The following is a 13,752-nucleotide window of genomic DNA, read 5'->3' on the forward strand; positions in this document are numbered from 1 at the left end:
CCTTTCTCCTGTACGTTGTTTCTTTTTACCCTATGCGTAAAGCGTTAAAATTTCAAATAAACTTAGTTTCTGCTAAATTAGTCATTCACGTAAAAACCCAGCTAGATAACCTTTAACCAGCGAGCCTCGCCCATGCTAAAAAGCTTAAAATCTTGGATTAATCCACTATGGCTGGGACCGTTAGCAGCACTTGTGAGCTATCTTTTAGCTCAATACTGGGGGCAAATGCCGGCACCAGCGGCTTGGACCTTAGCCACCACCATTTGGGTGGCTTGGTGGTGGATTAGCGAGGCCCTCCCATTACCAGTAACCTCGTTGCTACCTTTTATTTTGTTACCTTTGGGCAGTGTCGCGAGCGTCAATGAGGTCTCAGCCGCCTTAGGTAATCCCATCATTCTGCTGTTTATGGGTGCTTTCATGCTCGCCAAAGCAGTTGAGGTTAGCGGTGTGCATAAACGCATCGCGCTTGGTTTAGTGAAGCGTCTTGGCGCTAGCAGCGGGCGGCGTATGGTGTTTGCCTTTATGTTAGCTACTGCTATTTTGTCGATGTGGATCTCTAACACGGCGGCCGTGCTAGCGCTCTTGCCAGTCGCTTTAGCATTGGCCGAGGCTGCGAATGATCATAAATTTCAGCGGGCGTTGTTACTCGGATTAGCCTATTCAGCTTCAATAGGTGGCGTCGCTACCCTTGTCGGCACCCCACCCAACTTAATTTTTGCTTCGGTTTACGAGAGCTATACTGGCACCAGCTTTGGCTTTTTACGGTGGCTACAAATAGGCTTACCCTTGGTGATTATCGGTATTCCTGTCATTGCTTGGTGGTTAACGCGCTCACTCAGAGGTAGCGTTACGCTCCACTTAGCCAACCTACCAACCATGCAAAGTAACGAACGCCGTGTGTTATGGATATTTGGCGCCGTCATTGTACTCTGGATAACCCGTACCGCTCCTTTCGGTGGTTGGACCGATTGGCTAGGGCTGGCTGGTGTTGGCGATGCTACGGTCGCTTTCGCTGGAGTACTAGCACTTTTTATTGTGACCGATAAGCAAGGCTCACCGTTGCTCACATGGCAGGATGCGGTGGCTATTCCATGGGGGATTTTGCTGCTGTTTGCCGGTGGTATTGCGCTCGCCCAAGGGTTTGTTTCGAGCGGGCTGAGCGATATTATTGGACAAGCTTTAGTTGGGCTTGGAGGCTTGCCTCTCTGGCTCTTGATTCTAGCCTTAACTTTGGCGGTAAGCTTCTTAACTGAAGTGACATCCAATACCGCCACCGCTACTTTGTTAATGCCGGTCTTAGCTGCTACTGCAACCGCTTTAGAATTACCCCCAGAAGTGCTGATGATTCCTGCGACGATTGCCTGTAGCTGTGCTTTCTGTTTGCCCGTTGCAACACCGCCAAACTCGATTGTATTTGCATCCAATCAAGTCACCATCAAAGATATGGTACGCGAAGGCCTGATGTTGAATATTATCTTGGCGGTGCTTACCACCGCCTTGGTGCTGGTGCTGGTATAAACTGCGCTAAGCCCGCAGGCTTAGCGCTTGAAGTGCTGCACGCCCATATAATCAGCCACGTTGATATCAAATGGGGTTTCTTGTTTGAGGTAATCCGACATGGCCTCAAGACTATCAGGCTCACCGTGCACCAAGAAGATCTGCAACTGTGGCGGTAGCTTGGAGGCCTTCAGCCAATCACCTATTTCACTGTAGTCGGCGTGCCCTGACAAACCGTTAAGCTGCCGAATACGAGCTTTCACGGGCAGCCACTCACCGTGCAGCTTGATACGCTCAACGCCCTGCACCATTTTGGCACCACGTGTGCCGCCAGCCTGATGGCCAGAAAACAAGACGGTTGCGCGATGATCCCCCAGCCAATGTTTAAAATGATGCAAGATGCGCCCACCAGTAGCCATCCCACTACCAGCAATAATGATATGAGGCCCAGTTTGCTGTGCTATTAGTTTCGAATCTTCTACATGCCTGGTGTATTCAACTCCTGCTGCAGCGGCATAGCATTGCTCGGCTGTTAAGCGGTGATACTGATGAAATTGTTGATACAGCTCAGATGCATTGATAGCCATTGGACTATCCAAGAAAATCGGCATCCGAGGGATCTTTTTTTGCTGCATCAGGGTGATCAGCATATGCTGCAACAACTGAGCCCGTCCTACGGCAAAACTTGGGATCAGTAACACCCCACCACTGCTGGCGGTTTCGTTTACGACGTCAGTTAACTGTTGCCAAGGGTCTTCCGGATCATGGCGACGATCGCCATAGGTTGCTTCTAATAACAAGACATCTAATTCAGGCAGGGGCTCTGGAGGCATCATTAATATATCGTTAGGGCGCCCAACATCTCCGCTAAAACCAATCCGCACGCCGTCAGCCTCAGCAATGATACTAGCAGCTCCAAGAATATGTCCTGCTGGTCGTAAACTGAACTGAATATCGCCAATACTAAAAGGCTGATGAAACTCAACCGGCTCAAGCAGTGTTAAGGCTGCTTCTGCTGTGGCTTCATCGTACAAAGGTTCTGGATTTTGGTGTTTGCTTAACTTATGGCGTTGATAGAACTTTGCGTCTTCTTCTTGGATCTTGCCGCTATCAGGCCATAAGAGGCCACATAAGCCAGCAGTAGCAGCATGAGTAAACACTCGGCCACGGTAACCTTCACGATACAACACGGGTAAAAAGCCGGAGTGATCGAGATGAGCATGAGTAAGCACGACCCCGTCAACATGATTAATCCCTAATGGTAGCGGCTGCCAATTGCGCCGCCGTAGCCATTTGTACCCCTGAAACATCCCACAATCAATCAGCACTCGCGTGGTGGCAGTTTCGAGCAAATACTTAGAGCCTGTTACCGTTTCGGCTGCACCTAAAAAGGTTAATCGCATACATACTCCTTGGCTTAAGAAAGGCGAATCGGCTACTCCGTATTCGCTAAAGCAACCAGTCAATTGGCAGCAGCGCTAGGGTCTTCATGCCCATCCGACGCCACCAAGAGGTGCCTGGTTCGCTATGATATTGACTTATTTGACTACCCAGACGTTCTTGCCAAACGAGTTTCGCTCGCTGGGCATGGACATGTGGTTCTAACACTAGCCTATAAGCGTAGTTGGGTACAGTTTCAACAAAGGCATCATCAATACGTTTCGCCAAAACTTCACTGTGAATCACAAACCCTAGCTCAGTGTTCAATTGCGCAGAGCGTGGGTCAAAGTTAAACGAACCTAAAAACACCCGTTGTTGATCGACGCTGAAGGTTTTTGCATGCAAGCTTGATGCTGAGCTACCCAACCGCTCTTTCCCCTTCAGCCGCTGCCGTCTTAGTTGACGTTCTTTTTTGCGGGCTAACGGCGAAATTCGCTGTAATTCAAATAATTCAATCCCTGCCCGCAGCAGCGGCTTACGCCACTTAGCATAACCAGAATGCACCACTGCCACATCGGTTGCTTCTAGCGCATTGGTTAGAATTGAAATATGAACACCACGAGCTGCCATCTCTGTGAGCAGTTTAACCCCAGTTGCAGTTGGGACAAAATATGGCGAAACCAAGCGTACCCGCTGCTGCGGTTGCCCGATCACTTCTTGTAACTGCTGACTCAACAACTGTCGCCCACGCGCCCGCCCCATGATTTTACTGGGCGCATCGGCCACAAGTTTGATATCACACCAGACAAACTCAAGCTGGTGTTGGATTAACTGCTGCACAAAATTAGAATCCCGTAACGCTTGCATGTAATGCTGGGCCTTCGGATCTTGGCTCACCTCGTGCGCGCGTTGTGCCAGCAGGCTCAGTTGCTGTGGCTTGGTTAAGGTGATGAGTTGATTGATAGGTACTGCTGCTGAGCATTGCCAATAACTTTCAAACTGGCTGACGGCATGATCCACGACTGGGCCAACCATGACTGCATCTAAATCAGCAAAGAGACGATCATCGGTGGCGCCAAAATATTCATCGCCAATATTACGCCCACCGCTTACTAACACCTGCTGATCGACAATAAAAGCTTTGTTATGCATGCGGCGGTTTAAACGCCGAAATTCAAGCAGATAGTTGAGCCAACGTGGGCGCCGCAATTTGAGTGGATTGAACAGCTTGATCTGAATATTAGGATGGCGCTGTAAGCCAAACAAAATGGCATCTAGCCCAGCGGTATTGTGGTCATCTAACAGCAACCGCACTTGCACCCCGCGGTCGGCCGCAGCATGCAATTCTTCAAATAATAAGGTACCGGTACGATCATGTCGCCAAATGTAGTATTGCAGATCAAGGCTATGTTGAGCTTGGCGCGCCAACCACACGCGGGTAGCAAAAGCATCGGGCGCGGCGACTAACGGCAACACCCCGCTTAAGCCCGGATGTTGCCGTTTCAGCGTTTGTAATGGAGTAGCATAAGCGGCCGGCTGAGGTGCCGAGCTAGCTGCGTTCATGGTGCTTTCGGTGGCTTCGCGGTCAGGTCTGTATCAGCCTGATCACCCGTATTGGTGGTGGCTGCTTGGTCCTCATCATTAGGTGCCAAAGCACCGCGACACAACCGGCAATCACCACTATCCTCATCGGCTATCATGCTTTCAACGTAGCGCATTTTGTGCTTAGCTCGGCCACGATTAGCGCTCACCTGATACACCCGATGCCGCTCATCCGTACTACTGTTATGGTCATCGTTCGTTGCAGCTGGTTGCTGGTGATTATCAACTGTCATGATGAACTCCTTAACCGGCTTGTTAACCGTCAGATTTACTCTCTTTTAATGCCGCTTGTACGGCTTCTGCGCGGGCTGCTCGAGCGCTCTCGTCGTGATGTAACTGCCATCCGACCAAGTTATCGCGTACCAACTGAGCTAGCGCTTCAATATGCTCAGGTTCAGCATTCAGAGCTGGAATGTAAGCATAATTTTCGCCGCCAGCTTCGATAAAATACTCACGATTCTCTTCGCCAATTTCTTCAATGGTCTCAAGACAATCAGCCGAGAAGCCAGGGCAAACCACATGAATGTTCTTAACCCCCTGCCCCGGTAATGCTTTTAAGGTAGCATCAGTGTAGGGCTGCAACCACTCTTCACGACCAAATCGTGATTGAAAGGTCGTCACGTATTGGTCCTTGCCTAAACCAAGTTGCTCAGCGATTAATCGCGATGTTTTATGACACTCACAATGGTAAGGGTCACCTTGGTGCAAGTATTTTAAAGGAACGCCATGATAGCTCAGGACTAACTTATCAGGCTTACCATGGTGTTGCCAGTAACGCTCAATCGATTGAGCAACTGCTTTGATATAAGGCGCGTAATCGTGATAATGCGCAATAAACCTGAAATCTGGTAACCATCGCCGCTGGGTAAAATCTGCCGCTATTGCATCAAAGGTTGAGCCTGAAGTTGCCGCCGAATATTGCGGATACAAAGGCAACACCATCAGTTTTCTTGCGCCTTGCTCAAACAGCGACTGTAAACCTTGCTGAATGCTTGGATTACCATAACGCATGGCAAATTCCACCAACACATCGTCACCATAATCGCGCGCTAACGCCTGTTGCAAAGCTCGCTGTTGATCTTGCGTATGGAACAGTAAAGGCGAACCACGCTCGGTCCAAACAGTTTTATAGGCGGCCGCCGAACGCTTAGGGCGAATCACCAAAATCACTAAATTAAGAATCAACCACCATAATAAGCGAGGTACCTCAACCACACGAGGATCCGACAAAAACTGGCGTAGATAACGTCGCAGTGATGGCGTATCGGGCGCATCAGGAGTACCAAGATTGGTGATAAGCACACCAATTCGATCCCGTTGTTGATGGCTAAATTTGGGGCTACCTGTAAATTTCATTGGCTGTTCTCCTAAGACCACAAGGCCACTTTATTGCGAATTTCACCACTTTCAATCCATTCCTGCAGCTGTGCTGCTAGTTGCTGTCCCTGCTGTACTGCTTGCTGCCAATAAGCAAAACGATCAGGAACCGACAACTTAGCAAAATCTGTACGATCTGGAATTTTGCCATAAGGTAATGACGCAATGAATTCGTCTGTTGGCGTGATTAAGATCACATTAGGCCATTGTCTACCATGCGTACGCCGCCAGCCTAAGTTCTTATCAAACCAACCTGGTACCACCTGTTGATGAAAATGCGGATACAGCACCAATCCAGGTACGGCAGACAAATCGACATCAAAATGATAGTCGGTAATACCGCCATCGCGATAGGTACCTGCTGGTGCCCCAATAATATCTTTTACTCCAGCCAAGACCATGGGAATGGAGCCCGTTGCTAGCAAGGCTGGTTTAAAATTTTGCTCGCTTAACGGAACATGTACCGTCGGCATATCACGCCAAGCGCGACTAAACTCAGCAGTTGCATGCGGATGATGAAAAACCACCCGCTCATAAAAGCGTCCCAACCACTTACGGCTAACGCTGTTGGCGGCGGCCGAGCCTAATAATCCCAGCAGTTGACGTTTGCCTTCGTGCGCCGTAAGTCCACGACAACGAGTCACGATCCAATGATGATGAAATCGATCTTGTTGTAAAATATCAGCCACTGCGGCATCAGGAATGTACTCATGCAATAACTTGCGTGCCTCTTCCGTGATTTCCGCAACATCAGGTTTAGCACTGTAAGTTTGGCTTCGGTACAAGCGGCAAAACAAGTCACTTGCAGCAACAGGATCTTGCTGGCCTAAACTGGCGAAACGCCAAGCGCCAGCGGAAGTTCCTAAGGTATTCAGTGGACGCTGCCGCTCGGCAAAGAAATCACCAAAGAAATACCTATCTAAGCCTTGCAAAATAAACCACTTAGGCCCACCAGAGGCACCAAGCAACAACTCAATATCTTGTTGTCGCAATCCCTGTTCTTTAATCTGCTGCCACGCGTGTCGTCCAGCTCGTACTCGAATTAAATCGCCTGCCATGATTCACTGCCCTGTAATACAACCTGATGATTTTTGATAATTTATGCTTCGAGTATACCTGAATTAATACCCCAAGGCAGCCCACTGTCGCACCGATTGCGGCAATCTGCTATGCTTGCCGATAACTTTTAGAATGAACCGAAATGAGAGTTTTTGATGAAATTAATTTCTTTTAATATCAACGGTCTTCGTGCCAGATTGCACCAGCTACAAGCTTTAATCGACAAACACCAACCCGATGTTATCGGATTACAAGAAACCAAAGTTCATGATGAACAATTTCCGCTCGCAGACGTTGAAGCGATGGGCTATCACGTGGTCTTCTTTGGCCAGAAAAGCCACTATGGCGTTGCCTTACTCAGTAAAAAACCACTCACTAATGTCCAGTATGGCTTTGCTGGAGACGCTGAGGATGCGCAACGACGCATGATTATGGGCGACTATGAAAGCGACGAAGGTCGTAGTGTTCGCATTTTAAATGGATATTTTCCGCAAGGCGAAAGCCGCGACCATCCGTTGAAGTTTCCAGCTAAAGAAAAATTCTATGCCGATTTAATGGCATACTTAGCCACGCAAGATCCTAGCCAACCTTTAGTTGTGATGGGGGATGTGAATATCTCTCATCAAGATTGTGATATCGGGATTGGTGCCGATAATGCGAAGCGCTGGTTACGCACCGGCAAGTGCAGTTTTTTACCGGAAGAACGCGAGTGGCTTAATGGCGTCCTAGATTGGGGGCTGGTAGATACCTTCCGCACTCGCTATCCAGATAGCATGGATCAATTTAGTTGGTTTGATTACCGCTCACGTGGCTTTGATGATAACCGCGGGTTACGCATTGATTTAATCTTAGCCACTGCAGTGTTAGCTGAGCAATGCATTGATAGTGGGATTGACTATGAATTGCGCGGCATCGAAAAACCGTCCGATCATGCCCCTATTTGGTCTACCTTTCAGTTCTAAGATTGCTAATGCTGATCCGGTGGTAGCTCCTGCAGCGCTTTACGGATCAGCTTAGCCAAATCCATATAGCGCGGCTCTGGCCGCGGCTGCACCTGCAATTTTTGCGTTAAATCTAAATACCAATGCTGTAACCGCGCATCCAACTTGCTGTTGGCGCGTTTACCCAGCCAGTACCAGCCTTGAAACGGCAAACTCAGCATGAATAATGAGGTGACGATGCCTTGCGGTTGCATCGCCAGCCCTTGTAGCTGCCACTGCAACACAAAGTTCAGCACAGCTAGGGCTGGCATCCAGCGCGCAGCTAAGCGAACAGCTGGAACCACTCGTGATTCCGTCATGGCTGCTACTACTGAATGTTTAGGCCAGATGGCAGCATAAGCTTGGCCATCTTTAAAACTCTGCCAAAAGGATTGGCTCATAGTCAGGATACTCTTATTGATGCTAATGAGTTAACGCACCGCGTTCATCCAAGTCGCTGGTGAAAATACTTTAGATAAACCTTGACAGATCATTCTTCAGACAAACTGGTCACTATTCAACCACAAAACTTTTTCCATTATTTTCAATGGCTTACTTAGTTCAAAGCAGCTAACCCACAGAGTTATCCACATAATTTGTGGAGAATTCACAGCGCCTTTGCCAGAATATCGTTATAGTAGATCAATGCTGCGATGAACACTACAATAGTAGAATAACTGGCAACACTAAACTATAACAAGAGACCTTATCCATGAGCCTTTCTGTCTATGGCATCACCAATTGTGACACCGTGCGAAAAGCACGCAAATGGTTAGAACAACACCAAATAACCTATCGTTTTCACGATGTGCGGGTCGAACCCGTTGCTAGCACTACTTTAAGTACCTGGCTACAGCAACTGGGAGCTGATGCTTTAGTCAATAAGCGCAGTACCAGTTGGCGAGAATTAACCAGTGCCCAGCAACAAAGTGTGAAACAAGGCGACAATGCCGCCATCGTTGCCTTGTTACAGCAGTATCCCACACTAATGAAACGCCCTTTGCTAGCACAAGAAGACCGCTACCTGACTGGTTTTAATAGTACTGCTTGGCAACAATTTTTAGAGCTTACCCCATGAGTACCATTGAATTAGCTTGTGAGCTTATTCAGCGCCCCTCAGTAACTCCCGCCGATGAAGGTTGTCAGGAGCTTATTGGGAGTTACCTGCAACCGTTAGGGTTCAAATTGGAGTCTATGGTGTTCGCTGATACCACCAACCTATGGGCCCGCCGCGGCACCAAGGCTCCGTTATTCTGTTTTGCTGGGCATACCGATGTGGTCCCAGCTGGAGCAGAACATGCGTGGCGCTTCCCGCCTTTTGCTGCTACTCGCCACGAGGGGTATTTGTACGGCCGTGGGGCTGCTGACATGAAAGGCAGTTTAGCGGCGATGGTTAAAGCCACCCAACGTTTTGTGCAGAAACACCCGGATCATCAAGGTAGTATTGCGTTTCTCCTGACCAGTGATGAGGAAGGCCCGTTTATCAATGGCACGCCCAAGGTCATCGAGACGTTAGAAGCGAGACAAGAGAAGATCGACTGGTGTCTGGTCGGTGAACCCTCGAGTACTAACCTTGTGGGTGACGTGGTTAAAAATGGCCGCCGCGGTAGTCTCACTGGTGATTTGGTGGTGTTTGGTATTCAAGGTCATGTGGCTTATCCCCATTTAGCCGAAAATCCGGTACACAAAGCAGCTGTTGCCATCGCCGAGTTATGTGCTGAACATTGGGATGACGGCAATCAGTATTTTCCGCCCACCAGTTTTCAGATTTCCAATCTGCATGCTGGCACCGGCGCCGGCAATGTTATTCCTGGTGAATTTCATCTGCAGTTTAATTTCCGTTTCAGTACTGAAAGCACTGCCGCAAGTTTAAAACAACGGGTTATCGCCATTCTAGATGCGCACGACCTTGATTACTCATTGCAATGGAAGCTAAACGGTGAGCCTTTTCTCACCGAATCAGGACGCTTACTGGAAGCAACCCAAATGGCGATCACGGAAATCACAGAGCGCACGACTGAGTTATCTACTGCTGGTGGTACCTCAGATGGCCGTTTTATTGCGCCAACAGGTGCCCAAGTGATCGAACTAGGCCCAGTGAACGCAACCATCCATAAAGTAAACGAATGTGTTAAAGAACAAGATCTGGAACTTCTCACAGATATTTATGAGCGCATTCTGGAGCACCTTCTATGCTAACGGCAGCGCAACTTACCGGTCGTACAACAAGTCACTTAGAGGCGTTACCTGATGCGCCGCAGGTGTTGTTACAAGCACCGGTGGCCGCTGCCTTTACCGCCATGCAAAAGGCTGCGGCAAGTGCCGGCATTGAAGTTGCTGTTGCTTCGAGTTTTCGTGACTTCGACCGACAGCTAAGCATTTGGAATAGAAAATTTTATGGTGAGCTCCCCATATACAATGACCGTGGCGAACAACTAGCTACCGAGCATTTAAGCCCTGGGGAAAAAGTCGAGGCGATTTTGCTTTATTCTGCCCTACCCGGCGCGAGTCGCCATCATTGGGGCACAGATTTAGATGTCTACGACCCACGCCCTTTTGCTGCTCAACAGAGCAAGCTACAGCTGGTTGCTAACGAGTATCAAGAGGGCGGCCCCTGCTATTCCATGTGGCAATGGCTACAGAGCCATGCACAAGAGTTTGGCTTTTTCTTTCCCTACGCTCGTTATCAAGGTGGGGTGGCAGCTGAACCTTGGCACATCAGCCATGTTGAATGTGCTGCAGCCGCACAACAACAATTAAGCAATGAGCTATTGCGACAAGTCATAACTGAGGCTGATATTGCTGGTAAAAGCTATATCTTGGCGCAGTTAACTGAACTAAAACAGCGGTATGTCGATACCATCTGTAGCCCAGAGGTGACAGGAGCCAGCGCATGGTTTGGATAGCCTTACTTATCGTTTTTGGTATTGTCATTGGCAATATCATGCTGTTACGCCATACCGCACCTATGAAAATGCCGCCGAAAGTAGAACACTCGCAGCGGCATGATGACGATTGGGATAGTGATAAAGACGCTTAGTTACAGTGGCACACCTAAACGTGATGCCACTTCTTCGTAAGCTTCAACCACCCCACCTAAACCTTGGCGGAAGCGATCTTTATCTAGTTTTTTGCGGGTTTCTTTATCCCATAAACGACAACCATCAGGGCTAAACTCGTCGCCTAAGACAATATTACCAGCGCTATCAACACCAAATTCAAGTTTAAAATCTACCAACAACATGCCAGCCTCATCAAACAAGGCTTGCAATACTTGGTTCACTTTAAAGGTTAATTCCTTCATTTTGGCTAATTGCTCGGCGGTAGCCCAACCAAAGCTTATCGCTAACGATTCATTGATCATAGGATCATGCAAGGCATCATTCTTCAGAAACTGCTCAAAAGTGGGCGGATTTAGCTGTTGCCCCTCGGTAACCCCAAGACGACGCACTAACGAACCTGCAGCATAATTACGAATCACACACTCGACCGGAATCATGGTAAGTTTTTTGACTAGGGTTTCAGTATCGCTCAATACCTTATCCAATTGAGTGGGGATACCAGCAGCCTCAAGTTTGCTCATAATAAAGTTGTTAAACTTATTATTGACCATACCTTTACGGTCTAGCTGCTCTACTTTTTCACCATCAAAAGCTGAGGTGTCATTGCGGAATTCAAGAATCAAGCGGTCTGGGTTATCCGTGGTAAACACAGTTTTCGCTTTTCCGCGATACAATTCAGTACGTTTTTCCATGAGCAACTAGGTCTCCAAGCAGGTGTAAGAAGCGCCTATTATAATTCACTTTGGCGTTTAATTTCAGCAGCTACAGGCGCAAAAATTCGATTTAACTCAGCCGCGCTAAAAGCTTCGCCGTTGGTGAAGAAAGTTAAAGTGGTACGGCGTCTATCACCGGTCACTTTTAACTCATAACTACCATTGGCAATATCTAACTTGCCTTCTTTGCTACTACGCCAAAAAGCTAGGCTTGAAGCACCTGACTTGTCTTTATCGTAATCCAAATAATAACGCCCCGTAGACTGATTTAAGTCATCAATTTCAAAGCCCAATTCTTCTACGACGCTGGCCATTAAGGTCCAACTGAAGTTAAAGCTAGCGCCCAATACCATCGCTGGCGAGCCTTCATCATCAAAGCCTGCATCAATCGCTAAAGTACCGTCTTCGGTTAAGCTGCCGACGCCTTGATATTGCATGATAGCAATTTCACTAACTACTTGGTTTAACAACCCTGCAGCGGCATCACGATCTTGTTTAGAGGCAAGTACCGCACCAATAGTTGGACCCTTATCTTGCCGCTCTGCAACTTCAACCAACAAGGACGCAGTGCGACCGTGTGGCGCAGATTCCATGATTAAGTTAAAGCGCCGTTGAACTTGCAAGGGCGTTTCGTTCTCACCAATTTGATACTGAGTAGTTAGCCAGTCGGTACTAATCACTTGTTTATCTTGGGTGGCTACAACTCCGATATTACGCGCTTGTAACCCTTGCAATGCCGAGTTCCACACGTAATCAGAAATATTAGTCATCCCCTCAAGCTCATCAAAGTAAATGCGTGGCAGTTGCTCGGTTTCTTCTACCCGGCTGCCATCAGCTAAGGGCCAAACTACCACTGGCGCATTAATATCGACGTCAGTACCAATAGGCTCACTCGCAGGTACCGGTGGGATTTCGTAACGGTTAGTGCTAACCGGCTTGTTTAAACCATCAGCGGCTTGTAATTCTGGGCGTTGCTGCACATTTGTGTATTCAAACGATCCTTGCGCTTGCCCGGCTGGGGTGTAACTGCATCCAGCAGCCATGGCTGCACTGCAGCAGGCCAAGGCGATTAATTTTAATTTCATTCTTACTCCGCTTTGATTAATCCAGCTTGTTTTAGTATGTGTTCGATATGTTGTTGCTGCGGAAGTTCCGGCTCAGTCATAGGTAATCGATAAACTGGGCGTAATTTATCCATCAAGGCTAGTGCCCACTTCACCGGTATCGGGTTTGCTTGCACAAACATCGCTTCATGCAATGCAGCCAACTCACTATCAATACGCTCAGCTTGCTCGCGCTCGCCCGCTACCGCCGCACTAATCATCTGTTTCATTTGGGCTGGCACTACGTTCGCAGTCACACTGATAACCCCATGACCACCTCGCAACAAGAATTCACAGGCAGTAGGATCGTCACCACTCAATAAAATAAAATCTTTGCCGCAAAGTTCTTCCAGTTGTGCCACTCGTGTTAAATCACCAGTAGCTTCTTTGATACCGACAATATTCGGGATTTGAGCCAGTTCAGCCACTTGTTCGGGTAACAAATCGGCCGCGGTTCGCCCAGGCACGTTGTACAGTAACTGTGGCAAATCGCTGGCTTGAGTACAAGCCGTGTAATGAGCAATAAGCCCGCGCAACGAAGGCTTGTTGTAATAAGGATTCACATTTAAAAAGCCGGCCAAAGGCAGATGGCTCATGCGCTCAGTTAGATTGACCGCTTCCGCGGTAGAGTTCGAGCCGTTACCAGCAATAACTGCAATACGCCCCGCGGCGATTTCAGCAACTGCACTGACCACATCGACATGTTCATCATGACTCATAGTCGCGGCTTCACCGGTGGTACCCATGGCAACGATACCATCGGTACCAGCCTCGCAATGCCAATTAACTAAGGCTTCTAATTCTGTGTAATCAATATTGCCCTGTTGCGTAAATGGCGTCACCAGCGCAACAATACTGCCTGTTAACATACAAACCCCTTAATCTTTTTCTGAATTCCATGGTACTTTTACCACCCTTCAAACACAAGCGCTGGTTCATCTTTGCTGATTGATCTTTTGCGCTCCTGCGGCGCATCTTT

At 48.3% G+C, this 13,752-nt stretch carries 15 protein-coding genes; 6 read left to right on the plus strand and 9 right to left on the minus strand.

All coding sequences use genetic code 11. The annotated features are described in order from the left end of the window. Positions 1 to 132 precede the first annotated feature (132 nt). Positions 133 to 1,518 (plus strand): DASS family sodium-coupled anion symporter, encoded by a 1,386-nt coding sequence (locus AB8S08_RS07565; RefSeq protein ID WP_369742379.1) that lies wholly within the window; start codon positions 133 to 135, stop codon positions 1,516 to 1,518. 20 nt (positions 1,519 to 1,538) lie between these two features. Here AB8S08_RS07565 and AB8S08_RS07570 read toward each other — a convergent pair whose 3' ends face one another. From AB8S08_RS07570 to AB8S08_RS07590, 5 genes are read right to left on the minus strand one after another with little or no spacing between them, the layout of a single operon-like run. Next, positions 1,539 to 2,900, minus strand: coding sequence for an MBL fold metallo-hydrolase RNA specificity domain-containing protein (locus tag AB8S08_RS07570; protein ID WP_369742381.1), 1,362 nt, complete (start codon positions 2,898 to 2,900; stop codon positions 1,539 to 1,541). Between the two features lie 46 nt (positions 2,901 to 2,946). After that, a complete protein-coding gene (locus AB8S08_RS07575; protein ID WP_110075292.1) occupies positions 2,947 to 4,440 on the minus strand; it encodes a phospholipase D family protein in 1,494 nt (497 codons plus the stop codon). Next, complete coding sequence (locus AB8S08_RS07580; RefSeq protein WP_110075293.1) at positions 4,437 to 4,712, minus strand: hypothetical protein; 276 nt, start codon at positions 4,710 to 4,712, stop codon at positions 4,437 to 4,439. The genes AB8S08_RS07575 and AB8S08_RS07580 overlap by 4 nt, the downstream gene beginning before the upstream one ends. A gap of 22 nt (positions 4,713 to 4,734) precedes the next feature. Beyond that, positions 4,735 to 5,835 carry a ferrochelatase gene (hemH, locus tag AB8S08_RS07585; RefSeq protein WP_369742382.1) on the minus strand — a complete coding sequence of 367 codons (1,101 nt, stop codon included), beginning with the start codon at positions 5,833 to 5,835 and terminating at the stop codon, positions 4,735 to 4,737. Between the two features lie 11 nt (positions 5,836 to 5,846). Then, complete coding sequence (locus tag AB8S08_RS07590; protein WP_369742383.1) at positions 5,847 to 6,914, minus strand: alpha/beta hydrolase; 1,068 nt, start codon at positions 6,912 to 6,914, stop codon at positions 5,847 to 5,849. A gap of 156 nt (positions 6,915 to 7,070) precedes the next feature. Between AB8S08_RS07590 and xthA the strand changes: the two genes are divergently transcribed. After that, complete coding sequence (gene xthA, locus AB8S08_RS07595) at positions 7,071 to 7,877, plus strand: exodeoxyribonuclease III (protein ID WP_110075296.1); 807 nt, start codon at positions 7,071 to 7,073, stop codon at positions 7,875 to 7,877. A gap of 5 nt (positions 7,878 to 7,882) precedes the next feature. On the opposite strand, the gene yfbV is transcribed toward xthA, so the two are convergent. Then, positions 7,883 to 8,296 carry a terminus macrodomain insulation protein YfbV gene (yfbV, locus tag AB8S08_RS07600; protein WP_110075297.1) on the minus strand — a complete coding sequence of 138 codons (414 nt, stop codon included), beginning with the start codon at positions 8,294 to 8,296 and terminating at the stop codon, positions 7,883 to 7,885. A 311-nt stretch (positions 8,297 to 8,607) separates the two neighbouring features. Between yfbV and AB8S08_RS07605 the strand changes: the two genes are divergently transcribed. Genes AB8S08_RS07605 through AB8S08_RS07620 form a run of 4 tightly spaced genes read left to right on the plus strand, consistent with a single transcriptional unit; the run spans position 8,608 to position 10,935 of the window. Beyond that, positions 8,608 to 8,973, plus strand: a complete 366-nt coding sequence (locus tag AB8S08_RS07605) for an ArsC family reductase (protein WP_110075298.1) — start codon at positions 8,608 to 8,610, stop codon at positions 8,971 to 8,973. Further along, positions 8,970 to 10,094, plus strand: a complete 1,125-nt coding sequence (dapE, locus tag AB8S08_RS07610; protein ID WP_110075299.1) for a succinyl-diaminopimelate desuccinylase — start codon at positions 8,970 to 8,972, stop codon at positions 10,092 to 10,094. Before AB8S08_RS07605 ends, dapE begins: the two co-directional genes overlap by 4 nt. Continuing rightward, complete coding sequence (locus AB8S08_RS07615; protein ID WP_369742384.1) at positions 10,088 to 10,801, plus strand: M15 family metallopeptidase; 714 nt, start codon at positions 10,088 to 10,090, stop codon at positions 10,799 to 10,801. Before dapE ends, AB8S08_RS07615 begins: the two co-directional genes overlap by 7 nt. Continuing rightward, positions 10,789 to 10,935 carry a DUF2897 family protein gene (locus tag AB8S08_RS07620; protein ID WP_110075301.1) on the plus strand — a complete coding sequence of 49 codons (147 nt, stop codon included), beginning with the start codon at positions 10,789 to 10,791 and terminating at the stop codon, positions 10,933 to 10,935. The genes AB8S08_RS07615 and AB8S08_RS07620 overlap by 13 nt, the downstream gene beginning before the upstream one ends. Here the strand turns inward: AB8S08_RS07620 and purC are convergent, their stop codons facing one another. From purC to dapA, 3 genes are read right to left on the minus strand one after another with little or no spacing between them, the layout of a single operon-like run. Continuing rightward, complete coding sequence (purC, locus tag AB8S08_RS07625; RefSeq protein WP_110075302.1) at positions 10,936 to 11,649, minus strand: phosphoribosylaminoimidazolesuccinocarboxamide synthase; 714 nt, start codon at positions 11,647 to 11,649, stop codon at positions 10,936 to 10,938. It abuts the gene before it with no gap. A 38-nt stretch (positions 11,650 to 11,687) separates the two neighbouring features. After that, the gene (gene bamC, locus AB8S08_RS07630; RefSeq protein ID WP_110075303.1) at positions 11,688 to 12,755 is read right to left on the minus strand and encodes an outer membrane protein assembly factor BamC; all 1,068 of its coding nucleotides are present in this window, start codon (positions 12,753 to 12,755) and stop codon (positions 11,688 to 11,690) included. A 2-nt stretch (positions 12,756 to 12,757) separates the two neighbouring features. Beyond that, positions 12,758 to 13,642: a 4-hydroxy-tetrahydrodipicolinate synthase gene (dapA, locus tag AB8S08_RS07635; RefSeq protein WP_369742385.1), complete on the minus strand. Its 885-nt coding sequence runs from the start codon at positions 13,640 to 13,642 to the stop codon at positions 12,758 to 12,760. Between the last annotated feature and the right edge of the window lie 110 nt (positions 13,643 to 13,752).

Origin of the sequence: Pseudidiomarina sp. PP-1MA, from assembly GCF_041200125.1 — a bacterium.
GTDB classification, from domain to species: domain Bacteria; phylum Pseudomonadota; class Gammaproteobacteria; order Enterobacterales; family Alteromonadaceae; genus Pseudidiomarina; species Pseudidiomarina fusca.